Source organism: Halorubrum sp. SS7 (assembly GCF_005435055.1).
Taxonomy (GTDB): domain Archaea; phylum Halobacteriota; class Halobacteria; order Halobacteriales; family Haloferacaceae; genus Halorubrum; species Halorubrum salinarum.
The window spans coordinates 122,969-146,486 of the sequence record NZ_SGXV01000001.1 but is presented as its reverse complement, the minus strand read 5'-3'; the positions used below and the strand labels follow the sequence as shown (position 1 = coordinate 146,486).

Below are 23,518 nucleotides of genomic sequence, written 5' to 3'. Positions count from 1 at the left end.
GGCGCGTCCGCCACATAAACGCTCCGAGAGAGGTAGGTTCTCGGGGCGGGAGGTCGTACGACCGCGCATGTCGGAACGCACTCGTCGGCGGCCCTGGCTCGCCGCACTGCTCGCGCTCGTCGTCTCGGGACTGGGTCACGCGTACCTCCGCCGGTGGGCCCGCGGGCTCGGCTGGTACCTGGCGGTCGCCGCGGCGGTGTTCGTGTTCGTCCCGGAGTCCGCGATCTCGGGCGCGCTCGCGGGCGACCCGCCGGCGGTCTCGGAGGTCGCGCCCGCCGCCGCGGTCGTGGTCGCCAGCGTGGTCGACGCGTACGTCGTGGCGGTCCGCCACAACCGGGGGTCAGAGCGGGACCGCGACCGCAGACGAGCGACGGACTCGCCGGCCGCGGTACCCGGTCCCGACGGCGCGTCCGCGGAGGTGACGGGCGGCGAGTCTGAATCGGAGTCAGGAGAGACGATCCGCTGTCCCGAATGCGGGAGAGAGACCGACCCGACGTTCGACTTCTGTCAGTGGTGCGCCGAACCGGTCGGTGAGGGCGACGCGTGACAGCGAAAAAACGGGGCCGCGAACCGCCTCAGAAGAGGTAGAACAGCGGGAAGACGAACACCCAGACGATGTCCACGAAGTGCCAGTAGAGGCCGAAGTACTCGATCGGCCGCTCGTCGTCGAGGTAGTGACCCTGGTACGCCCTGACGAACAGGAAGATGGCGATCACTAACCCGAGCAGCACGTGGATCCCGTGGAGCCCGGTCGTGACGTAGTAGATCGACGCCTGGATCGGGTCGCCGTGGGCGTTCGCGGAGATGGTCACGCCCTTGTCGAAGACCTCGTGGTTCCACTCCCACATCTTGATCGCCATGAAGACGAACCCGAGCAGGATGGTCGACCCCAGCGACGCCAGTAGTCCCTGCCGGCTCTTCCGGCGGGCCGCAACCAGCGCGAGGATCACGGTGAACGAGGACGTGAGCAGCACGAAGGTGTTGATCAGTCCGGGTAGCGGGTCGGTCAGCGGCTCCCACGTCATCCAGCCCGCGTTGTAGCGGACGAAGATGGCCGCCGAGAGGAACGCACCGAAGACGATCACGTCGGAGGCCAGGAAGAACCACATCCCCAGCTTCACCTTCTCGACGCCGTTGAACGGCCAGCGTTCGGCGAACTCGGACGGCGGGGCGTAGAAGTCTTCGAGTCCCCACTTCACGCCGGTGTAGAGGAGGCCGACCATGCCGGCCACGATGGCGATCGGGTACATCGCGTTGGAGATGACGACGTTGCTCTGCATCGCCGTCTCGCCCAGCTCGACGGTGACCGCGTCCGCGAACCCGGAGAAGCCGAACAGCGTGACGCCGAGCGCGACGGAGAGCGCGAACGGCCAGATGCTGGCGTGGCTCGGGTGTTTGTCCCAGTACGGGTACTCGGAGATGTGCGCCGAGTGGCTGTCGCCGCCGTCGGTGGCCACGTCGCCGTTGTCGTCGGTCTTCATGGCGGGGCCGCCGTCCGGCACGTAGTCCTTCACGAACTCCAGCTTCCCGGAGGCGTACGAGGGACGGTTGGGCCAGTTCTCGAGCGGCGGGGGCGAGGAGACCGCCCACTCAGCCGTCCGCGAGTAGTCCCACGGGTTGTCGCCGGCCGGCTCGCCGGAGACGTAGGACTTCGCGAAGTTGTAGAACATGATGAAGAACGAGAACCCGAGCACGAACGCGCCGATCGTCCCGAACTGGTGGTAGATCTGGAACTCGGGGTTGTACTCGAACACCCGGCGGGGGGTCTCCCAGCCGAGGAACATCGAGAAGTAGACGGCGTTGAACCCGATGAAGAAGATCACGAAGTGGAGCTTGCCGAGGAACTCGTCGTACATCTTCCCCGTGATCTTCGGGAACCAGTAGTAGGCCCCGCCGAACAGCGCCGTCGCCCCGCCGAACATCACGTAGTGGAAGTGCGCGACCACCCAGTAGGTGCCGCGGAACTCGTAGTCGAGCACGATGGCGCCGAGGAAGACGCCCGTGATCCCGCCGAGGATGAACAGCAGGAGCGCGCCGAACGCAAACAGGAACGGCGTCGTGAACTGGATCCGCCCCTTGATCAGCGTGTAGATCAGCGCGAAGACGACCAGGTCGAACGGCAGCGAGATGCCGATGGTGGTCGCCATCATCAGCGTCTTGATCTCCAGGTTGATCGTCGTCAGGAACATGTGGTGCATCCACACGAGGAACGACTGGACGGAGATCAGGCAGATGGAGATGATCACCCACTTCCGCCCGACGAGGCGGCGCCCGGAGAACGTCTGGAACAGCTCCAGCATCACGCCGAGCGCCGGGAAGAAGACGATGTACACCTCCGGGTGACCGAAGAACCAGAACAGGTGCCCCCACAGCAGGGACCCGCCTTCGGTCGCCGAGAAGTAGACGCTACCGAGGACGCGGTCGGCCGCGAGGATGAGGCCCACCGCGAGCAGCGCGGCGAACGCGAACAGCATCATCCAGACGGTCGCGAGCATCGACCAGGTGAACATCGGCATGTCCATGATCCCCATCCCCTCGGCCCGGGAGTGGTGGATGGACGTGAGGAAGTTCACCGTCGACGCCGTGGTGCCGGTGACGAACATCGCGAGCGCGAGCACCGCACCGGTCGAACCGATGCTCGGCGTGTACATCGGCACGTTGAGCGGGGCGTAAATCGTCCAGCCCGCCGACAGCGTGCCGCCCTGGAAGAAGCTGATCGCGAGCAGGAGGCCCGAGCCCAGGTACAGCCAGTACGAGAGGGCGTTCAGCCGCGGGAACGCGAGGTCGTCCGCGCCGATCTGGAGCGGCACGAAGTAGTTCGCGAACCCGAACGCGAACGGCGAGAGGAACCAGAACACCATTATCAGCCCGTGCGCGGTGACGGCCTCGTTGTACGCCAGCCCGGAGAGGATCTGGCTCGTCGGGTCCCACAGCTGGAGGCGGATGAGCAGCGCCATCACGCCGCCGAACAGCAGGAAGAACAGCGCGGTGATCGTGTATAAGATTCCGATGTCCTTGTGGTTGGTCGTCACGAACCAGCGCTTGACGGAGGTCGTCGGCGGGAGTTCGCTCATGCGCCCACCCCGCTGGCCGCGGCGAAGCCGGCGCCGGAGGCCCCGATACTGGCGCTCTCGGAGCTGTTACCGGTGCTCGCGTACCACTCCTCCCACTCGTCTTGCGGCAGGACCGTGATTTGGCTCTTCATCTGGGAGTGACCCGGACCGCACAGCTCGAAGCACTCGACGCGGTAGGTCGCCTCCCCGCCTTGCGCCTCGACGTCCTCGGAGCTCACAGCGAACCACGTCTCGCTGTAGTCTCCGGGAATGGCGTCGGACTTTATCCGTAAGTCCGACGAGCCGAAGTTGTGCCACACGTCCCTCGACGTGATGTTGAGGTCGATCCGCTGGTCGGCCGGCACGATCAGCTCACCCCGTTCGGTGTGCCCGTTGGGGTACTCGTAGGCCCAGCCGTACTGGTACCCCTCGACCATGATCTCGATGTCTCCCTCGTCGCCGGTGTCCGGTCCCTGCTCGACGTAGAGGAGGAGCCCGTACGCGTACACGACGAGGCTGATGACCACGATCGCGCTCAACCCGAACGAGAGGAAGAGCTTCTTGGCTTTCGGACCGCCCTGTCCCGTGGGGAGCTCGCCGACGACCGGCGCGTCGAACTCCTCGTCCGACCGGTTCCCGTCGTCGCGGTACTTGTACACGTTCCACAGCGTGTACGACACGACGATGGTACCGACGAGGGTGCCGAGCGCGAGGAAGACGAAGAAGATCTCGTCGAAGACCTCCGCCTGTGCGCGCCAGTCGCCCCCTTGTTGTAGGATAACTGGATCTATCATGTTCGTCTGTCTGCTCTTGTACCACCCTTAGCGATGGTACACTTATCTCTTGTGTAGCGGGGCGGGCCATCGGGGGTGGACCCACCCGTTTCGCCCCCCGAGTGCGACCCCACCGGCCGGTCGATCGACGCCGCGGTCGAGGGGACCGATCGGTGCGGAGACCCCGCGTCGAAGGCGCGTCGAAGGGTATTTGTACGCGCGAACGGAGCCCCTAACAACGGAAATCCATGACATCACTCACCCTCTTGAGTACGGGGCTGATGGGCCTCCTCGTCGTCGCCACGTTCGTCGCGGTCGCCGAAATCGGGGCGAAGCGAGTCGCTCCCGGCCGCGACGAGACGGGCGGACGCTACGAGGCCGTCGTCGACACGCTCGGCGACGTGGTCCGGACGCCGGTCGTGTGGGCGGTCTCGTTCGTCGGCATCACGGTCCTCGTCGGCGGGAGCATCCTCCTCGGCGTCGGGAGCTTCGGGATCCCCGAGGGGCTCGCCGGGACGCTGGTGAACGTCGCCTTCCTGGCCGTCGGGCTGCTGCTCGTCGGCTTCGTCTTCCTCGGCGCCTACTTCGCGACGCGGAGCCGCGGACTCGGGAACGCGCACGGCGTCGCCGCGGGCACCCTGGCGACCGGCGCCGCGTTCCTCGTCCTCGTCACGGTCCAGCTGGTCGTCGGCGTGGTTGGCTGACTCGGTCTCCTTCTGTCTCTGCCGTTCGGTCGGAAGTCACTCGGTGCGCGGCGTCAGCGCTCGGCGCCGGCGCCGCGGAGCCCGTCGTCGAGCCCGAGGCCGACGAGCGAGCCGTACCGGTCCCACACGACGACGAGCGAGGGGACGAGCAGGATCGAGCAGAGGTAGGCGTAGAACACGCCGAGCGCGAGCAGGACGCCGAAGTCGCGCAGGAGGGGGATGACCGCGAGCCACAGCACCCCGAGCCCGGAGACCGTGGTGAGCATGCTGCCGGTGAGCGCGCCGCCCGTCCCCGCGATGGTGACGTCGAGCGCCTCGTCTATCGGCAGGCCCGCCTTGTACTCGTCGACGAACCGGTGGACGAAGTGGACGGTGTAGTCGACGCCGAGCCCGATGGAGACGGAGAGGATCGGGGCGTTGATCGGCGTCAGCGGGATGTCGAACAGCCGCATCGACCCGACGAGCAGGCCGACGGTGACGAGCACCGGGACCAGGTTGAGGAGGCCGTAGACCGCCTTCCCTTCGAGGTAGGCGTACGAGAGCGCCAAGAACAGCGCCGTGAGCCCGAAGGCGGCGAACAGGCTGCGGATCGCCGACTCCGTCAGCAGGTCGATCACCGCCTCGTTGACGACGAGCGAGCCGGTCGGCACCGCGTCGAGCGGCGTGCGCTCGGCGAGCTCGCGCACGTCGGCGACCGCCTCGGAGTTGTCGACGCCGGGTCGGATCGTGTAGTCGATCCGCGCGCTGCCGCGGTCGGCGGCGACGTACCCGCGGGCCCGGCCGTCAGCGGAGGAGTCGAGGAGCGCGTCGTACACCTCGTCGACGTTGCGATCGGGCACGCCGTTGCCGAGGCGGTCGTTGCGCTCGACGAGCGCCGCGAACTCGGGGTCGCGCGACGCCCGGTCCTCGATCACGGTGACGACGCTCGTCGCCTGCGCGCGGCGCTCGTCGGTCGTCGCGAAGGTGTCCGGGGGGTTCCGCGTCGTGCGGTGGATCAGCTCCAGGGAGTCGTCGTCCCTGACCGACTGGTCGATGTACAGCGTCACCGACCCCACGAAGTCCTGCTCGAACTCCTCCTCGAAGAGGGTCAACACGTCGAGGAACGTGTACTCCGTCGGCGCGAACGGCTCCGGGAGGTCGGCGTACGTCTCCAGCCGGTCCTGGTCGGGGAAGAACGCCTCCTCGGAGAACTCCGTGTTCACGCCGGTCCCGTAGGCGCCGCCGACCGCGCCGCCGACGAGGAGGAGCGCGACGACCGCGACCGGGGCGATCCGCGAGAGGTCGACGCCGACGTGGAGGACGCGCGCGAGCCGCGAGCCGCCGGCGCCGAGGGCGCTCGTCCCGAACGTCGGGACCGGGAACCGCTCGCGCAGCCGGTCGACGAGCACCTTCGCCGCGGGGAGGAAGACGCCGAAGATGATCAGCGTGAACGTGATCCCCGCGGCCGCGACGATCCCGAAGTCGCGGTTCGGGTCGAACGGGCTCACGACGTTGGAGACGAGCCCGAACACCGTGGTGATCGTCACCAGCAGGAAGGCGATGAGCAGCTGGTCGGTGGTGGTCCGCATCGACGCCTCGATGCCGGTCCCGGTCGCCCGCTCCTCGCGGTAGCGGTTGACGATGTGGATCCCGAAGTCGATCCCGACCGCGAGCAGCAGCGGGAACACCGTCACGAGCGAGTCCGAGAAGGGGATCCCGGCGTACCCCATGAAGCCGAACGTCCAGAGGAGCGACAGGAGCAGCGCGGCGATCCCGATCGCCATGTCGAACGGGTCGCGGTACGAGAAGATCAGGAACCCGACGATCAGGATGAGCGCCGCCGGGAAGACGATGATCGCGGTGTCGGTCAACAGCGCCGTGATCTCCGACTGGAGGACGCCGTCCCCGAAGAGGATGGCGTTCTCGCCGGCCTCGTTGCCCGGGACCGAGTCGACGACCTCGACGCTGCGTGTCTGTAGCTCGGTCACGCGCGCCGTCGTCGCCGCGTCCGGCAGGTCGTAGGTGATCCCGACGATGGCCGTGTCGGCCGCCTGCGCGGTGGGGTTGTAGTCGACCGACACCTGGGCCGCGATCGCGCCCGTCGCGTCGGCGTCGGCGATGGCCGTCCGCAGTTCGGCGGGCGTCGCCTCGGTCACGGCGTCGCGCCGCTCGGCCGCGGTCGAAGCGCTCGGGTCTAACTGCCGCGCGACCGCGTCCGCGTGGCTCGACGTCGACGCGACCCGGAGCGTCGAGCGCGACTCCAGCCGGTGTTGCGTCTCCAAGGTCCGCACGAGCGCGTCGTGGGAGAGGACGTTGTCGTCGGAGACGATCACCTGCGCCGACGTCGCGGAGCCGCCGATCGAGGTCTCGAACTCCTCGTCGATGTCGTCGAGCGCCCGCTGGGCGGGGATGTCCTGCGTGAACTGGTCCGCGCCCGCGCTGGTCTCGATGCCGGTCAGCCCGCCGGCGAAGCCGGCCGTCACGACGAGGAACACCGCGACGACCGCCAGCGGCCGCTGCGTGACGACGCGGTCGATCTCCTCGATCAGCCGGTCGGCCGCGGTCACCGGTGCCCCGCTGTCCCGCGGTCCGTGGTCGGGCGGCTCCTCGGCGGGCGACCCGGCGCGGTGGTGCGTCCGCTCATCCGATCACCGTCGTCGGTACCAGACGGCGCCGCCGACCGCGGCGGCGACGAGCAGGGCGGCGACGGCGACGAGGCCGAGCGGCGGCCCGCCGTCGTCGACCGATTCAGTCACGGTCACCGGGACCTGGGTGATGTCCGAGATGCGGTCGTTGCCGCGGGCGTCCTCGTAGCGGAAGTCGAGCTCGACCGGGTGGTCCTCGACGCTCGCGCTCCCCGCGGCGGCCACCTCGAACCAGATCCGCGCGGACTCGCCGGGTTCGAGCTCGTCGACGAACGCCTCGTCGTTGACGGCCGTCAGCGGGCTGTCGGCGTAGAGCCCGGCGTTGATCGACGAGAGGGTCTCCGGCCGCCGGTTCGTGATCGTGGCGTTGATCCGGCGGGTCTCGCCCGCCTGGACGGTCGCGTTCTCGACGGCCAGCTCGAACTCGGGCTGTCGCGGCGCAACCTCGACGCGTCGGGTCTGCTCGGCCGTGAGGGTCGCGTCGCCGCTCTCGTACTCAGTGGTGAACCGGAACTGTCGCGGCCCGGGGTCGGCGCTCCCGCTCACGTCCGCGTCGAAGGTGAACTCCGCCGACTCGCCGGGCGGGATCCGCGGGAGCGCGTACCGGCTCTCGCCGAGGCTCACGCGGTTGCTCCCGGAGTCGGCGACCAGGACCGCGTTCTCGACGGCGCGCGGCCCCTCGTTCGTGATCGTGCCGGTGACCGTCCCGGAGTAGCCGACTTCGAGCGTGCCGGAGACGTCGTCTAGGGAGAACGACTGCTCGCGGAGCGGGACGACCCCGGCGCGGGCGGGCGCCGCCGTCTCGTCGAGGCCGTTCGGGTCGCGGTAGTCGACGGTCGAGGAGAGCGCGTAGGCGCCGCCGGCGAACGACTGCCCGACCGAGGAGTCGAACGTCACCGTCCGGTTCTCGCCGGGCGCCCAGTCGCCGACGAACGACTGTCCGCCGCCCTGCCCGAGGGTGACGCCGGGCGCGGTCGTGCTCCCGGAGACGACCGCGTCGCGGGCGGTCTCGTCGCCGACGTTCGCCAGCGTGACGGTCACGTCGCCGCTCCCGCCGACCTGCGCGTCGGTGTCGGTCTCCAGCACCGCGAACCGTGCGCCGTCGTCGACGACGATGGTGACGTCGAAGTCGTCGATGCCGCGGCGGTCCTTGTGGTCGTTGAACTCGGGGATGATCTCGAAGGTGTAGCGGTAGCGGAGGGTCGCCTCCACCTCGTACCGCCCGTCCGGCACGTCCTCGGGCACGGTCACGTCGAGCGGCACGGCGACCGGGCTCGCGGCGGTCGAGACATCGCCGACCGGGATCTCGCCGTCCTCGACATCGATCGGCACGCCGCCGTCGTCGACCTCGACGGTGAGCCCGCGCGCGGTCGTCACCCGGGAGTCGAGCTGGTTACCGATCTCCATCTCGCCGGTGTTGACGATGTCGAGCGTGACGGTGGACTCCGCGCCCGCCGGCACCGTTCGCTGCGACGCGAAGACCTCCAGCACCGGCGACCCGCGGACCTGTCGCGCGGTCGGCTCGCTCGTCTGCGCGACGACGCCGTCGGCGGTCGGGGCCCCGGACAGGGCGGCCGAGTCCGCGGGCGATCCGCCCGCGCTCGGCGCCGCGGCGCCGGCGAGCGAGACGCCGACGAGGAGGGCGCTCACCGCGGCGACCGCGAGCGCGGCGGTGACGAGTCGCGCCGGTCGGCTCATCGGTCCCCTCCGGCGGGACCGCGGGAGGATCTGGCCGCGCTGAGCGGCCGGTCGTACCGTGACGCGTCGGAACGAGTCATACGTCCCCGAGCGAGGCCCGCGACATAAGCGTGTTGAATGAACGTTCAATCAAGAGCTGTATATACCGGGGGCGAATACGTCGGGTATGGACGACCCGTTCGCGGAGCCGTCGAACACCCGGCAGGCCATCCTCGGCGCGGCGTTCCGCGCGCTCTGCGAACACGGGTACGCGAACGTCACGATCCAGCGGATCGGCGACGAGTTCGACAAGAGCCCGTCGCTCGTGTACCACCACTACGACGGGAAAGACGACCTGCTGCTCGACCTCCTCGGCTTCCTGCTCGACCAGTTCGAGGCGGCCGTCGCGGACGGGTCCCTCGCGGAGCCGTCGGGCGACGCCGCGGCGGGCGCGGGCGACGACGTGCCGGAGATGGCCCCGGAGGCCTTCGACCGCTCGGCCCGGGACCAGCTCGACGACTACCTCACGGCGGTCGTCGACCCCGCGTCGCTCGACGACCCGTACGCCCCCGACGAGCGGTTCGTCACGGTGATGACGGAGCTCCGCGCGCAGGCCGCGAGCGACGAGGCGTACCGCGACCACTTCGACCGCAGCGACCGCGTCTTCGGCGAGTACCTCGAACGGCTCGTCCGCGAGGCCGCGGCCGAGGCCGACGGCGACGGGTCACCGGGCCCCGCCGACGACTCGCCCGGCCCCGACGCCGTCGACGCCGCCGAGGTGGCCGCGACGCTCCAGACGTTCGCGACGGGCGGGATGTTCCGCTGGGCGACGACGAACGGCGGCCCGTGGGTCGCGGGCTCGCGCGCCGGGATCGACCGATACTTGGAGGCGATGCTGCCGCTCGTCGACGCGAGCGGTGCGGGAGAATAGCGGCCGGAGCCGCGCTCAGCGGTCCGTGACGCCCTCGGCGTCCATCCGCGAGACCTCCTCTTCGAGCCACTCGCGGAGCCACTTCACGCGCTTGATCCGCTGGTGCGCGATGCTCTCGGCGGTGTCGGAGACGACGCGGTCGGTGTGGTCGTGCGCGCGCTGGAGCACGCGGTCGACCATCTTCGCGGCGTCCATGTGCGTCCGCGACTCGTACCCCATGCGCAACAGCATGAGGACGGCGCCGTTGGCGCCGACCTTGTCGAGCACGTCCGCCTCGATCAGACACCGGCTCTCTAGGGGCACGTCGTCGAGGTCGCCGGTGTACGAGTGGTCGACGACCGCCCCGCACACCTCCTCGATGAACGACTCCGGGTAGGTGCCGCGGCTCTGGAGGTACTCGCGGGTGACGCGCGCGCCGGCCTCCGCGTGGACATCCTGTTCGGCCTCCAGCTTCGCGACGTCGTGGAAGACGGCCGCGACCCGGACCACGTCGACGTCGGCGCCCTCGGCCTCGGCGATCTCGGTCGCGAGGTCGACGACGTTGAGGATGTGGTTGAAGCGGTACGACGCGGAGTGCCAGGGGTACCAGCGCATCCGTCCGCCGTCGTCCTCGCTCTCGACGCTGGCCGCGAGGTAGTCGCGGACGAACCCCTTCATCTCCTCGAAATCCTCGTCGTTCACCTCCGTTTCCTTAATTTCGACGCCCACCGGGACCACCTCGGGCGAAAAGATCGTGATTCATTACCGTCACCGAGGAGCGTTTCGGTCTTAGGCGTTACGACGGAGTCTCCGGCCGCTGACGCGGCGGGCGATCGGTCGGTGCGACGCCTCCGCGGCGGGCGGCGGCGCGACGCGGGACGCTTAACAGGGTCGGGGGCGCACCGGCGTCTATGCTGAGTCCCTTCGGGAACGACGACCGCGCTCGGTTCCAGCGGGCGGCGGCGGTGAACGTCGCCGGCAACGCGGTGAAGATCGCGGTCGAGGGCGCCGCGGGGCTCGCGTTCGGCAGTGTCGCGCTGGTCGCCGACGCCGCCCACTCGGTCGCAGACCTCGTCGCGAGCGCGGTCGTGTTCGTCTGGGGGGGCTCGCGGTACGAGAGCGCGGACGAGACGCACCCGCACGGCCACCAGCGGATCGAGCCGCTGACGGCGCTGTTCGTCGGCGCGACGGTCGCGATCCTCGGGCTGCTCCTGCTGCGCGAGTCGGTCCGCGGGCTGGTCGGGTCGGCCGAGGTGACGGCGAGCCCGCTCCTCGTCGGCGCGCTGCTGTTCGCGATGGCCGACATGTACCTCCTGTACCGGTACACGGAGCTGGTGAACGCCGACCTCGGCTCGACCGCGCTCGACGCGCTCGCCGTGGACTGCCTCAACGACATCTACACGACGATCGCGGCGCTCGTCGGCGTGTTCGGCGTGTTCCTGAACGTCCCGATCCTCGACCCGGTCGCCGGCGCGCTCGTCAGCCTCCTCGTCGTGTACCAGGGGGTCGAGATCGGCCGCGAGAACGTCACGTACCTCGTCGGGGCGGCGCCGCCCTCCGGCGACCGCGAGCGCGTCGTCGCCGCGCTCCGCGACCACCCGGCCGTCGAGGGCGTCCACGACCTCACCGTCTACTACGACGGGACCGACCTGGAGGTCGAGGTCCACGTGGAGGTCGACGGGGAGATGACGCTCCGCGCGGCCCACGACGTGGAGACGGACCTCGTCACGAGCCTCCGCGCGCTGGAGGACGTCGGGGACGTCCACGTCCACCTCGACCCGTCCGGCCTCGGGGAGTGGAAGGACGCGCCGGAGTGGGAGGACGCGGCGGACGGGTCGGACGCGTCAGGGGAGCCAGACGCATCGAGCGGGCCGGACGCGTCGAGGGAGCCGGATCCGTCGGGCGGGCCGGACGCGCCGATGGAGTGAGGCGGGGCGACCCCGCGGTCGCCCGGGGCCCGAGGCCGCCGGGGGCGTGCGGGTTTTGCCCGTTCGTCCCCTAGATCGGGTATGCTGAAACGCCGCTGGCTGGAGATGACGTGGCGGGACGGACTGTTCGCGCACTGGCCCGTCGACCCGTCGACCGTCGCCGCGGCGCTGCCGGAGGGCCTGTCGGTCGCGACCCACGACGGCGACGCCTACCTCGGGGTCGTCCCGTTCGTGATGGACGACATCCGCCCGCGGGGCGTGCCCGCGGGGCTGTCGTTCCCCGAACTCAACCTCCGGACCTACGTCGAGGGACCGAGCGGGCCCGGCGTCTACTTCCACAGCCTCGACGCGGACGACCGGCTCGGCGTCGCGGTCGCTCGCGGGCTGTTCCGGCTCCCCTACTATCGCGCCGAGACGGACGTTCGACGCCCGGGGGCGTGGGACGGGGGCGGCGCCGAGGGCGCGAACGAGGACCGCGCCGTGCGGTTCGCGAGCCGCCGCGTCCACGACGGCGCCCCGCACGCGCGGTTCGACGCGACGTACGCCCCGGCCGGCGAGGCGTTCACGCCGGAACCGGGGTCGCTGCCGGCGTTCCTCACGGAGAACTACCGCTTCTACACCGCCGGCTCCGGCGGGCGGCTGTACGTCGGCGAGATCGAACACGAGCCGTGGACGCTGCGCCCGGCCGCGGCGGAGATCCGGGCGAACACGCTGTTCGCGGCCAACGGGTTCGACGACCCGGACGGCGAGCCGCTGCTCCACTACGCCGAGCCGATCGCGGTCACCGCGGACCGGATCCGCCGGGTCTGAGGGCCCCGGGGGCGTTCGCCCCGGCCGCGCGCGACTCGCTACGGGAAGAGCCCGCGGTACTCGTGGGCCTTCGCCGTGCGCTCCAAGGCGAGCGTGTACGCCGCGGTCCGCAGGTCGGGCAGCTCCTTCTCGTCGTACTGGTCGATCGTCTTGTCGAACGCGCTCCCGATGCGGCGCTCGAGCTCGGCGTTGACGGTCTCCAGCGGCCACGAGAACTCCTGGGCGTTCTGGACCCACTCCAGGTACGAGACGATGACGCCGCCCGCGTTCGCGAGGATGTCCGGGACGACCTGGATGTCGCGCTCGGTGAGGACCTCGTCGGCGGCGACCGTCGTCGGCCCGTTCGCGGCCTCGACGACCGCCGAGGCCCGGAGGTCGTCGACGTTGTCGGCGGTGATCACGCCCTCGACGGCGGCCGGGATGAGCACGTCGACGTCGAGGGTGAGCAGCTCCGCGTTGGTGATCCGGTCGGGGTCGTCCCAGCTCGACCCGTCCGCGTTCCCCCGGTACTCGCCCGCGACGTACTCCTCGATCAGCCCGCCGGCGTCGACGTGCGCGCCGAGCGCCGCCACGTCGAGGCCGTCGGGGTCGTAGGCCGCGGCGGAGACGTCCGAGGTCGCGACCACGTTGGCGCCGGCCTCGTCGAGGAGCCGGGCCGCGTTCGACCCGACGTTGCCGAACCCCTGGATCGCGACGGAGGCGTCGGAGAGGTCGCGGTCGAGGTACTCGAAGAGCCGCTCGGTGACGAGCGAGACGCCGCGGCCGGTCGCCTCCACGCGGCCCGGCGTCCCGCCGATCTCCAGCGGCTTCCCGGTGACGACCTGCGGGACGGAGTACCCCTCGTACATCGAGTAGGTGTCCATCATCCACGCCATCGTCTGGGGGTTCGTGTTCATGTCGGGCGCGGGCACGTCGATCTCGGGGCCGATCATCCGGCGGATCCCCTCGGTGTACCGCCGGGTGAGCCGTTCGAGGTCGCGGTCGGTGAGGTCCTTCGGCTCGCAGATCACGCCGCCCTTCGCGCCGCCGTAGGGGAGGTCGACGAGCGCCGTCTTCCACGTCATCCAGCCGGCGAGCGCCTCGACCTCGCGCTGGGTGACCGACGGGTGGAACCGGACGCCGCCCTTGAACGGGCCGCGGGCGCTGTCGAACTGACAGCGGTACCCCTCGAACACCTCGACTTCGCCGGACTCCAGCTCCACGGGGAGCGTCACCTTCAGCGTGCGCTCCGGGTGCTTGAGCCGCTCGAACACCCCGTGATCCACGTCTGCGTACTCCTCGGCGCGGTCCATCTGGGCGAGCATGTTCTGGAACGGGTCGTCGGCCATGGCCGGCACGACTCCGTCGCCCGTGATATCGGTTTCGGCAAGTATCGCCTCCGAGAGAGATCCTCTCGCATGGGATTCGGACCGAGTTCCACCGGGCGGTTCCGACCGGACTTATACGTCGGGCCCCTCAATCGCCCCCCATGACACACGGACGTGCGACGGGGGACCGTCGATGACGGCACAGACGCTCCACCCCCGGGTCCAGATCGTGTGGGTCCTCCGCGCGGTGCTGCTCTCGGCGCTCGTGACCGCCCCGTTCGCGGGCGGCGCGTACCTCGAGTACCTCCCGCGATGGGCGCCGGTCGCCGTCGGCGCCGTCGTCCTGACGCTGACCGTCGCGCACGCGCTGCTCCGGTACCGGCGCTGGAGCTACGAGATCCGCGAGGACGCCATCTACCTCGACCGCGGCGTGCTCACGCAGGTGCGGACGACGGTGCCGCTGGTGCGCATCCAGCACGTCGACTCCCGCCGCGGCCCGATCGAGCGGACCGTCGGGCTCGCCTCCTGCGTGGTGTACACCGCGGGGTCGCGCGGCGCCGACGTGCGGATCCCGGGGCTGACGCCGGACGGCGCGAGCGACCTCCGCGAGGAGCTGAAGCGGCTGGCCATCCGCGCCGACGGGGAGGACGCGGTGTGAAGCTGGCGCCGCAGTCGGTCCCGTACCGCGCGCTCCAGAAGGCGGCCGGAACCGCCGTCGCGCTGTTCGTGGTCGTGAACAGCGGCGGGTTCGGCCTCCCGCTCGCGGTCGGCGGCGGGGCCGCCATCCTCCTCGCGATGTTCGCCTACGAGGTCGCGTACTACCGCCGGTTCGAGTACGTCCTCACCGAGGACACGCTCGACATCTCCTCCGGCGTCATCTCCCGCCGCGAGCGGGAGATCCCGTACCGGCGGATCCAGAACGTCGACGTGAGCCGGAGCGTGATCCAGCGCGCCATCGGCGTCGCCGCGGTCGACTTAGAGACCGCCGGCGGCTCCAGCACCGAGGGGTCGATCCGGTTCGTCACGCCCGACGAGGCGACCCGGCTCCAGCGCGAGGTCCAGCGCCGGAAGGCCGGGGGCGCGCGGCCCGAGGAGGCCGGCGAGGGAGCGGCGGCCGACGTGGACGCGGTCGAGGCCGGCCGCGAGGACGCGTTCGCGCCCGACGAGGAGGAGCTGTTCGCCATCTCGCCGAGCGAGCTGGCCTTGGTCGGGGCGCTCTCGTTCGACGGGCGCCTGATCGGGCTCCTGGCGTTCCTGAGCTCCGGGTCGTTCCCGGTGCTGTCGAGCTTCCTGCCGGAGACGTCGGCCGCCGCGCTCACCGCGACGGCGTTCGTCGGCGTGGCGGCGCTGTTCATCGCGTCGTGGCTCATCGGCGCGGGCGTCGCCTTCTCGAACTACTACGGCTTCCGGCTCTCCCGCGCCGGCGACGAACTCCGGTACGAGCGCGGGCTGTTCCGGCGGTACAGCGGGTCGATCCCGACCGAGAAGGTCCAGACGCTGCGGATCACGGACAACCCCGCCAAGCGCGCGCTCGGCTACGCGAGCCTCTCCATCGAGACCGCGGGGTACGCCCCCGGACAGAGCGCGGAGTCCGGCAACCAGTCCGCGGTGCCCATCGCCGCGACCGACCGCGTCTACCGGCTCGCACACGAGATAGAGTCGTTCGGCACCCCCGATTTCAACCGGCCGCCGAAGCGGATCCGGTGGCGGTACGTCATCCGGTACGCGCTGCTCGTCGGCGTCCTCACGGGGATCGCGTACGGCGTGAACTGGTACGTCTCGCCGTCGCTGCCGTGGTACGCGGTCGCCGCGCTGCTACTCGTCGCGCCACCCGCGGCGCACCTGAAGTGGAAGCACCGCGGCTACTGGGTCGGGGAGGACCACCTGCTCACGCGGAACGGCTTCTGGAGCCGGACCGTCGCCGTCGTCCCGTACTACCGGATCCAGAACGTGATCGACAGCCGCACCGTGTTCCAGCGCCGGTGGGGCGTCGCGACGGTCGTCGCCGACACGGCGGGGACCGGCTCGCTGACCGGCAGCGACGCCGCCGCGGTCGACTTCGAGGTGGCCGAGGCCGAGGCGTTAGAGGAGACGCTCACCGAGCGCCTCGCGACCGCCGTCGCGGAGCGGCGCGGCGCCGGCACCGACCGCTTCGAGTGGTTCGATGGGAACGTCGACCCCGACGAGAGCACCGACGGCGACGGCAACCCCGAAGAGGACGCCGGCGGACTCAACGCGGACATCGACGGGGCGCCCGCACCCGGCGACGACGACCCCGACGCGGACGTCGACGAGACGGCGCCCGACCCGACGCCGTCGGTCCCGGACGCGGACGAGACGACGGACGACGACGCGCTCGACATCCCCGAAGACGGCGTCGTCCGCCCGGACTTCTCGCCGAGCGACCGCGACTACTCGGAGCCCGCGGAGCGCATCGACACCGGCGAGTACGCGGTCGACCAGAACCCGTCGGACGCCGACGTGGCGCACGGGCCGAACGCCGACGGCGGTCGGGACGGGACGAAGGCGGACGACGACCGCGACGAGGATATGGAAAGAGACCGCGACGACACGGAGAGCGGTCGGGCGGACGCAAACGGCGAAGATTCTGAGGGTGATGGGGGTGATCCCGACGGCGATGGCGACGACCCCGAGGGCGCCGGGACCGATTCGCGGACCTGACCGGCGGGACCGATTCGCGGACCTACTCGTCGAGCAGCTGCTGGGCGATCGTGTTGCGCAGCACTTCGCTCGTCCCCTCGTAGATCTCCGAGAGCTTCGCGTCGCGGTAGAAGCGCTCGGCGGGGAAGTCCTTGGTGTAGCCGTAGCCGCCGTGGATCTGGATCCCCTCGTTGGCGACCTCGCGGGCGATCTCCGAGGCGTACAGCTTCGCCTGCGCGGCCTCCTTGATGTAGTCGTCGCCGCGCATCTTCAGGTCGGCGGCCTCGTGCATCAGCAGCTCCGCGGCGCGGGCCTTCGTGTCCATGTCCGCGAGCTTGTGCTGGATGGCCTGGAAGTCGCTGATCGGGCGGTCGAACTGCTCGCGCTGCTGGGCGTACGACTTCGCCTCGTCGAGGGCGGCGCGCGCGATCCCGACCGACCGGGCCGCGATGGTGATCCGGCCGCCGTTGAGCGTCTTCAGCGCGTGGACGAACCCCTCGCCCTCCTCGCCGAGCCGGCGCTCTTCCGGGATCCACATGTCGTCGAACCGGAGCTCCGCGGTCGGACACCCCTTGTCCCCGAGCTTGTCCTCCGTCCCCTCAACGACGAACCCGTCGTCCTCTTCCGGGCGCACGATGAACGACGAGATGCCCTTCCGCCCGGCGTCGGGGTCGGTCTTGGCGAACAGCGTGACCGTGTCGGCGACGGAGCCGTTCGAGATCCAGAGCTTCCCGCCGTTGACGAGGTAGCCGTCCCCGTCGCGCTCCGCGGTCGTCGACATCGCGGGCACGTCCGACCCGGCCTCGGCCTCTGAGAGCGCGAACGCGCCGATGTCCTCGGCGGTGTTCAGGGCGGTGAGGTACTCCTCCTTCTGGGCCTCGTCGCCGAACTCGTAGAGCATGTTCCCGGCCAGCGACGTGTGGGCCGCGACGACGGTGCCGAGCCCGCCGGAGCCGCGTGAGATCTCTTCGAGCCCGATGGCGTAGCTGTGGTAGTCGAGGCCGGCGCCCTCGTACTCGACGGGGAACGGCATGCCCATCAGCCCGAGGTCGGCCATCTCCTCGACGAGGTCGGCGGGGAACTCGTCGGTCTCGTCGATCTCGGCCGCGCGCGGGACGACCTCCTCGTCGACGAACTCCGCGACGGTGTCGCGGATCTGACGCTGCTCTTCGGTGAGCGTGAACTCCATGCCGTGGCCTTCGGCCGGGCGGACTTAGCCGTTTCCACACGGTTGTACACGGGTCGGCGGTTCGTCGGCGCTGACGGGGACCGAGTCGTGCGGTTTCGCCGCCCCGAGCGGCGATCGACGCGCGGCCGCCGTTCCACGAGGCTTTTTATGCGTTGTGCCGTAAACACTGGCAACTGAATGAGCGGACGAGAACACGCCCCCGCCGAGGCCGACCTCGCGTGGTGTCACGAGGCGGTCCAGGGGGTCTCGCGGACCTTCGCGCTGACGGTCGACGTGTTAGAGGAACCGATGGCGTCGCAGATCTGCGTCGGCTACCTCCTCTGTCGCGTCGCCGACACGGTCGAGGACGCCGGGCACATCCCGCCGGACGCCCAGAGCGACGTGCTGCGGACGTACCGGCGAGCGATCGACCCGGACGACGAGACCGACATCGCCGAGTTCCGCGAGACGGTCGACGAGTGGCTGCCCGCGGAGCGCGACGACGACTGGAGCGTCGTCGCCGACGCGCCCACGATCGTCGCGACGTTCGAGGAACTCGACCCGGAGGCGCAGGCGGCCATCGTCCCGCCGGTGCTGGAGATGGTCGACGGGATGGCGATGTTCGTCGACCGCCACGCCACCGAGGGCGGGCTCCGCATCGACGACCGCGACGAGTTAGAGCAGTACTGCTACTACGCGGCCGGCACCGTCGGCAACCTCATCACGAACCTGCTCACCCGCGGCGACGTGGCCGAGGAGCGCGCGAAGCGGCTGCGGGAGACCGCCGAGGAGTTCGGGCTCCTCCTCCAGCTCGTGAACGTCTCGAAGGACGTGTACGACGACTACACCGAGGAGAACAACATCTACCTCCCCGCCGAGTGGCTGGAGGCGGAGGGCGTCGACCAGGAGCGCGTCGTCCACCCCGAGAACCGCGAGTCGTCCGCGCGCGTCGTCGACCGCACCGCCGACTACGCCCGCTCGTTCCTCGACGACGCGCAGGCGTACTTGGAGACGATGCCGCTCTCGAACGGCAACACGATGGAGGCGTGGACCGTCCCGTACCTGCTCGCGGTCGGCACCCTCCGCGAGCTGGGGAGCCGCCCTGAGGACGCGCTCACCGAGACCGGCGTGAAGGTGTCCAGACAGGAGGTGTTCGCGGTGATGTCCGCCGCGAGCGGCGTCGGCCGCGACTCGCTGGCGGAGCTGCGACAGACCATCGCGCGGACCCCCTTCCACCGCGCGGTCGGGTCGGCGGACTGACCACCACGGCCCGACGCCGCCGGCTCTCCTCGCATCTCTCTACCAGCTTCTCACCGCTATTTCTCACAGCCGCGACCGCGCCCGCGACACCGCCGGGACGCGCACCTCGATAGTCTCCCCGAGCGCCTCGGCCGCGCTCAGCAGCCACTCCGCGCGCTCGACGCGCGAGTCGAGGTCGCCGGGGCCGATCCGGTAGCGGTCGACGAGCTCCTCGACCGTCGCGCCGCCGATCCACTCGTCTAAGATTCGCGCCGTCTTCACCGACTCCAGCCACCCCTCGAAGTCGTCCGGGTCGGTCATGTCCGTGGTGAGACGGGCGGCGTTCCGCCGCGCGAACCGGTAGATCTCCGCGCGCTCGGCGTTGCCGAGGTAGGTGTCTTGCATGTCGGGCGTGTCGCAGATCACCTCGAAGGCGGTGAGCGTGGTCGCCTCGGGGAGGTCGGCCGCGGCGCGGAGCCCGGCGACGATCCGCTGGCCGGTCTCCGGGCGGACGTACTGCTTCGAGGTCGTCTCGCCGACGGCCGTCGCGACGAGCCGGTAGTCCTCGACGCCGCCCGTCTCCCGGGCGACCATCCCGGCCGCGACGAGGTCGTCGACCGCGACGGCGACTGCGTCGGCGAGGCCGCCCGCCCCGGTCTCCCGCGCGTAGAACGTCCCCTCGAACACGTCGAGGATCTCCGTCTCGGTCGCCGCGAAGTCCGTCGCTATCGCGGCGAGGACGTGCGTGCGGAGCGCGCCGGGGTCGGCGAGCTGCGACTCGACCGCCTCGGGCTCGCCCTCGACGTAGCGCTCGCGCACCTCGTCGCGCGCGTCGGCGTCGGCGACGAGCACCGCCTCGCCGTGGGGGTCGAGCCCCGGTCGGCCCGCGCGGCCGCACATCTGGTGGACCTCGAGCGTCGGGATCCACGACATGCCGCCCTCCCCGTAGCGGCGCTGGTCGCGGACGACGACGCGGCGCGCGGGGACGTTGACCCCGGCCGCCAGCGTGGGCGTGGCGCAGATACAGGCCACGTCGCGCTCGCGGAACGCCGACTCGACGACCGCGCGGTGGCCCGAGCGGAGCCCGGCGTGGTGGAACGCGACGCCGGCGCGCAGGCAGTCCGCGAGCTGTCGGCCGGTCATGGTGCCGTCCACGTCGGTGGCCTCCTCGGCGGCCGCCGCGGCCGCGTCCTCGACGCCCAGCGCCGCGGCGAGGCCGCCCTCCGCGAGCCGCTCCGCGAGGTCGACCGCCTCGCGCCGGGAGCGGACGAACGCGAGGCACTGGCCGCCGTCCGCGACCGCGTCGGCGACGAGCGCGGCGGTGACCTCGGTCGCGTCGGGGTCGTCGGCGTCGTCGGCACCCCCGTCCCGGGCCTCGCCGCCGTCACCGTCGCCGGCGGTCTCGTCGGGGCCGACGTCGACCGAGAGGCTCGTGCCGTCGTCGAACGCGACCTCGCCGCCGACCGCGACGCCGGTCCGCAGGTCGACCGGGCGCCACTCGGACTCGACGAGGGCGGCGTCGAGCCAGTCCGCGATGGCGTCGGGGTTGTCGACGGTCGCCGACAGCGCCACCGTCTGGAGGTCGGGGTTCCGGCGCCGGAGCGTCGCCAGCGTCACTTCGAGCGTCGGGCCGCGTCGCTTCGCGCCGAGGAGGTGGACCTCGTCGACGACGACGCAGGCGAGCTCGTCGACCCACGAGGCGCCGTTGCGGATCGCGGAGTCGACCTTCTCGCTCGTGGCGACCACCACGTCGTTGCCGGCGAGCGCCTCGCCCGTCGCGTCGAAGTCGCCGGTGGAGATGCCCACGTCGACGCCCGGCAGCGCCGCGAACGTCTCGTACTTCTCGCGGGCGAGCGCGCGGAGCGGACAGACGTACAGACCGGGACCGCCGGCCGTCAACAGCGCGAGCTGGGCGATGAACGTCTTGCCCGACGCGGTCGGCACCGCCGCCACGACGTCGGCGCCCTCACAGACGCCCGCGTCGACCGCCGCGCGCTGGGGCGGGTACAGCTCGCGGACGCCCCGCTCGGCGAAGTGGTCGACGACGGGCTGAGACAGCGGCAGGTCCCGGACGCGCATGTACCGCTCGTTCGGCGGGACCGGTGATAAAGAGTCGGCGGAATCCCCCTCGCCGCGGGTTACGCGTCGGCGTCGAAGTCCTGGAAGAGCTTCTCGTAGTCCTCGTCGTCGCTCGCGACCGCGTCGCGCGACTCGTCGGCCCGCTCGCGCAGCTCCTCGATCCGCTCGGTGAGCCGCTGGTACTCCTCGTTGTCGGCGAGGTCGTTGGCGCTCTTCTCGGACTCCAGCATCGCCTTCTTCGAGGTCAGCGAGAACAGCTCCTGGACCTCCGAGTCGTACTCACCGCGCCGCAGGAGCCCCTCGACGGTCTCGCGGAGCGTGTCGCTCGTGACGGGCTTGACGAGGTAGTCGTCGAACCCCATCTCCAGGATGTCGAAGTCGGGCTCGACGGCGGTGACCATCGCGACCCGGCAGTCGATGCCGCGGTCGCGGACCGCCGTGAGGACCTCGTCGCCCGAGAGGCCGGGCATCCGGCGGTCGAGAAGTATCGCGTCGACCTGGTTGTCGGCCTCGTCGAGCTGATCGAGCGCCTCGCGGCCGCCGTACGCGGTTCGGACGCGGTACTCGTCGCCGAGCCAGGCGGCGTACAGGTCGGCCAAGTCGGGTTCGTCCTCGACCACGAGGACCAGCGGCGGTTGCTCACTCATGGATGACGGGAGCGAGGGGGTGTTCGCTCACACGTTTCGTCTCGCCGCTGGCTATATTAAAATACCTCTTCGACGCGGGGGTCGATCGGCGGCGCGGCCGGACTCGGCTCCGCCCGGTCCGGGCTCGGAGCCGGTCTCGCCCGCCGCACGGCCTCCGCGGTTACTCGCCCGGGCTGTAGTTGGGCGCCTCGTCGGTGATCATCACGTCGTGCGGGTGGCTCTCGCTCTGTCCCGCCGAGGAGACGCGGACGAACTCCGCGCGCTCGTGGAGGTCGGGGACGGTCTCGGCGCCGACGTACCCCATCCCGGAGCGCATGCCGCCGGTGAGCTGGTGGAGCTCGGAGGCGAGGCTCCCCTTGTACGGCGTCGCGGCCTCGACGCCCTCGGGGACGAACTCCTCGTCCTCGTCCTCCTCCTTGAGGTAGCGGTCGCCGCCGCCGGACTTCATGGCGCCGACGGAGCCCATCCCGCGGTACTGCTTGTACTTCTTCCCCTGCATCGTGATGACGCGGCCGGGCGCCTCGTCGGTGCCGGCGAAGTACGAGCCGAGCATCACCGCGTCCGCGCCCGCGGCGATGGCCTTGATCGCGTCGCCGGAGTAGCGGATGCCCCCGTCGGCGATGACGGGCACGTCGTGCTCGGCCGCGACGTCGGCGACCTCCGCGACCGCGGTCATCTGCGGCATCCCCGCGCCGCTGACGACGCGCGTGGTACAGATCGACCCGGGGCCGATGCCGACCTTCAGGCCGTCGGCGAAGTCGACCGCCGCCTCGGCGGCCTCGCGCGTCCCGACGTTGCCGACGACCACGTCGGCGTCGACGGTGGCCTTGATCGCCTCCGCGGAGTCGAGGACGTTGAGGTTGTGCGCGTGGGCGCAGTCGATGAAGATGACGTCGACGCCGGCCTCGTCGGCCGCGACGGCGCGCTCCTCCTCGAAGGGGCCGACGGCGACGCCGGCGAGCAGGCGGCCGCGCTCGTCGCGGGCGGCCTCCTCGTGTTCGCGGCGCTGGAGGATGCCCTGCATCGTCACCAGGCCGACGAGCCGCTCGTCGCCGTCGACGATGGGGACGCGCTCGATCTTGTGGTCGTACATCAGTTCGAGCGCCTCGCGCGCGTCCACGTCCTCCGGCGCGGTGATGACCTCGTCGGTCATCGCCTCGCGGACGGCGTCGTCCTCGCCGACCTCCAGGTACGGGCGGATGTCGGTGCCGGAGATGATCCCGAGGACGGTGTCGTCCTCGGCGACGACGGGGGCGCCCGAGACGCCCTGCCGCTCCATCACCGCGTCGGCCTCGCGGACGGTGTCGTCGGGCGAGACGGTGACGACGTTCTCGCGGCGGATGACGAGCTCGTGCGCGCGCTTGACGCGCTCGACCTCCGCGGCCGTCTCCTCGACGGTCATGTTACGATGGAGGACGCCGAGCCCGCCCTCGCGGGCCATCGCGATGGCGAGGTCGCTCTCCGTGACGGTGTCCATCGCCGCCGACAGCACGGGGACGGTGAGTTCGACGTTCTTCGACACGCGGGTGGAGAGGTCCGCGTCGTCGGGCTCGACGCGGCTCTCCTTCGGTCGGAGCAGCACGTCGTCGAACGTCAGCGCTTCCGGAACCTCGAGCTTCGCCGAGAACCGGTCAGAATCTGTCGCCATATAATGCGTCACAAGCGCCCGATGAAAAGCGTTGCGAGACGGCACGGACGTGGTGGTTGCTCACATCCGAACCCGTGTTATATACAGAATCGTGCCGATCTCGACGAGATCTGTCGCGACCGCGGTCGAAATGGGCCCGACGGCCTCGACCGTTCGGTCCGCCCGGCGGCCGCGGTCCGAAAACCGAGAGATGATCGGGGATGCTCGGCGAACGTCGATGTATCGTCATCGAAGCGCTACCATCGCCGTCGATCCATCGTGTCGTGCGGACACGTCTCACACAACCTTTA

18 protein-coding genes are annotated in these 23,518 nt (G+C 70.6%); 8 read left to right on the top strand and 10 right to left on the bottom strand.

Annotated elements, in window-relative coordinates; genetic code table 11:
• Positions 1-67: 67 nt before the first annotated feature.
• The gene (locus EXE44_RS00770) at positions 68-547 is read left to right on the top strand and encodes a zinc ribbon domain-containing protein (protein ID WP_137715541.1); all 480 of its coding nucleotides are present in this window, start codon (positions 68-70) and stop codon (positions 545-547) included.
• Between the two features lie 28 nt (positions 548-575).
• Here the strand turns inward: EXE44_RS00770 and EXE44_RS00765 are convergent, their stop codons facing one another.
• Both EXE44_RS00765 and coxB read right to left on the bottom strand, forming a co-directional pair.
• A complete protein-coding gene (locus tag EXE44_RS00765; protein ID WP_137715540.1) occupies positions 576-3,074 on the bottom strand; it encodes a cbb3-type cytochrome c oxidase subunit I in 2,499 nt (832 codons plus the stop codon).
• Complete coding sequence (gene coxB / locus EXE44_RS00760; RefSeq protein WP_137715539.1) at positions 3,071-3,847, bottom strand: cytochrome c oxidase subunit II; 777 nt, start codon at positions 3,845-3,847, stop codon at positions 3,071-3,073. The genes EXE44_RS00765 and coxB overlap by 4 nt, the downstream gene beginning before the upstream one ends.
• 260 nt (positions 3,848-4,107) lie before the next feature.
• On the opposite strand from coxB, the gene EXE44_RS00755 reads away from it, so the two are divergent.
• Positions 4,108-4,530: a hypothetical protein gene (locus EXE44_RS00755; protein WP_137715807.1), complete on the top strand. Its 423-nt coding sequence runs from the start codon at positions 4,108-4,110 to the stop codon at positions 4,528-4,530.
• A 53-nt stretch (positions 4,531-4,583) separates the two neighbouring features.
• Here the strand turns inward: EXE44_RS00755 and EXE44_RS00750 are convergent, their stop codons facing one another.
• On the bottom strand, positions 4,584-7,076 hold the full coding sequence (locus tag EXE44_RS00750) for an RND family transporter (RefSeq protein ID WP_137715538.1): 2,493 nt from the start codon (positions 7,074-7,076) through the stop codon (positions 4,584-4,586).
• A gap of 81 nt (positions 7,077-7,157) precedes the next feature.
• Entirely contained in the window at positions 7,158-8,852 is a 1,695-nt protein-coding gene (locus tag EXE44_RS00745; protein WP_137715537.1) for a COG1361 S-layer family protein, read from the bottom strand.
• Positions 8,853-9,018: 166 nt separating this feature from the next.
• On the opposite strand from EXE44_RS00745, the gene EXE44_RS00740 reads away from it, so the two are divergent.
• Positions 9,019-9,762 (top strand): TetR/AcrR family transcriptional regulator, encoded by a 744-nt coding sequence (locus EXE44_RS00740; RefSeq protein ID WP_137715536.1) that lies wholly within the window; start codon positions 9,019-9,021, stop codon positions 9,760-9,762.
• Between the two features lie 15 nt (positions 9,763-9,777).
• Here the strand turns inward: EXE44_RS00740 and EXE44_RS00735 are convergent, their stop codons facing one another.
• Positions 9,778-10,479 carry an HD domain-containing protein gene (locus EXE44_RS00735; RefSeq protein WP_137715535.1) on the bottom strand — a complete coding sequence of 234 codons (702 nt, stop codon included), beginning with the start codon at positions 10,477-10,479 and terminating at the stop codon, positions 9,778-9,780.
• A 173-nt stretch (positions 10,480-10,652) separates the two neighbouring features.
• On the opposite strand from EXE44_RS00735, the gene EXE44_RS00730 reads away from it, so the two are divergent.
• Both EXE44_RS00730 and EXE44_RS00725 read left to right on the top strand, forming a co-directional pair.
• Positions 10,653-11,669 carry a cation diffusion facilitator family transporter gene (locus EXE44_RS00730; protein ID WP_241991773.1) on the top strand — a complete coding sequence of 339 codons (1,017 nt, stop codon included), beginning with the start codon at positions 10,653-10,655 and terminating at the stop codon, positions 11,667-11,669.
• 81 nt (positions 11,670-11,750) lie between these two features.
• Positions 11,751-12,479, top strand: coding sequence for a YqjF family protein (locus EXE44_RS00725; protein ID WP_137715534.1), 729 nt, complete (start codon positions 11,751-11,753; stop codon positions 12,477-12,479).
• A gap of 38 nt (positions 12,480-12,517) precedes the next feature.
• On the opposite strand, the gene EXE44_RS00720 is transcribed toward EXE44_RS00725, so the two are convergent.
• Positions 12,518-13,807, bottom strand: coding sequence for a Glu/Leu/Phe/Val dehydrogenase (locus EXE44_RS00720; RefSeq protein ID WP_137715533.1), 1,290 nt, complete (start codon positions 13,805-13,807; stop codon positions 12,518-12,520).
• Positions 13,808-13,979: 172 nt separating this feature from the next.
• Between EXE44_RS00720 and EXE44_RS00715 the strand changes: the two genes are divergently transcribed.
• The gene (locus tag EXE44_RS00715; protein ID WP_121562074.1) at positions 13,980-14,444 is read left to right on the top strand and encodes a PH domain-containing protein; all 465 of its coding nucleotides are present in this window, start codon (positions 13,980-13,982) and stop codon (positions 14,442-14,444) included.
• Positions 14,441-16,468, top strand: coding sequence for a PH domain-containing protein (locus EXE44_RS00710; RefSeq protein ID WP_137715532.1), 2,028 nt, complete (start codon positions 14,441-14,443; stop codon positions 16,466-16,468). Before EXE44_RS00715 ends, EXE44_RS00710 begins: the two co-directional genes overlap by 4 nt.
• Before the next feature lie 22 nt (positions 16,469-16,490).
• On the opposite strand, the gene EXE44_RS00705 is transcribed toward EXE44_RS00710, so the two are convergent.
• Positions 16,491-17,636 (bottom strand): acyl-CoA dehydrogenase family protein, encoded by a 1,146-nt coding sequence (locus tag EXE44_RS00705; protein WP_137715531.1) that lies wholly within the window; start codon positions 17,634-17,636, stop codon positions 16,491-16,493.
• A gap of 177 nt (positions 17,637-17,813) precedes the next feature.
• On the opposite strand from EXE44_RS00705, the gene EXE44_RS00700 reads away from it, so the two are divergent.
• Positions 17,814-18,875 carry a phytoene/squalene synthase family protein gene (locus EXE44_RS00700; protein ID WP_137715530.1) on the top strand — a complete coding sequence of 354 codons (1,062 nt, stop codon included), beginning with the start codon at positions 17,814-17,816 and terminating at the stop codon, positions 18,873-18,875.
• Positions 18,876-18,938: 63 nt separating this feature from the next.
• Here the strand turns inward: EXE44_RS00700 and EXE44_RS00695 are convergent, their stop codons facing one another.
• From EXE44_RS00695 to guaB, 3 genes are all read right to left on the bottom strand, one after another.
• Positions 18,939-20,933: a DEAD/DEAH box helicase gene (locus EXE44_RS00695; protein ID WP_137715529.1), complete on the bottom strand. Its 1,995-nt coding sequence runs from the start codon at positions 20,931-20,933 to the stop codon at positions 18,939-18,941.
• 59 nt (positions 20,934-20,992) lie between these two features.
• Positions 20,993-21,580, bottom strand: coding sequence for a HalX domain-containing protein (locus tag EXE44_RS00690; protein ID WP_137715528.1), 588 nt, complete (start codon positions 21,578-21,580; stop codon positions 20,993-20,995).
• A gap of 160 nt (positions 21,581-21,740) precedes the next feature.
• The gene (gene guaB, locus EXE44_RS00685) at positions 21,741-23,228 is read right to left on the bottom strand and encodes an IMP dehydrogenase (protein WP_137715527.1); all 1,488 of its coding nucleotides are present in this window, start codon (positions 23,226-23,228) and stop codon (positions 21,741-21,743) included.
• Positions 23,229-23,518: the final 290 nt, after the last annotated feature.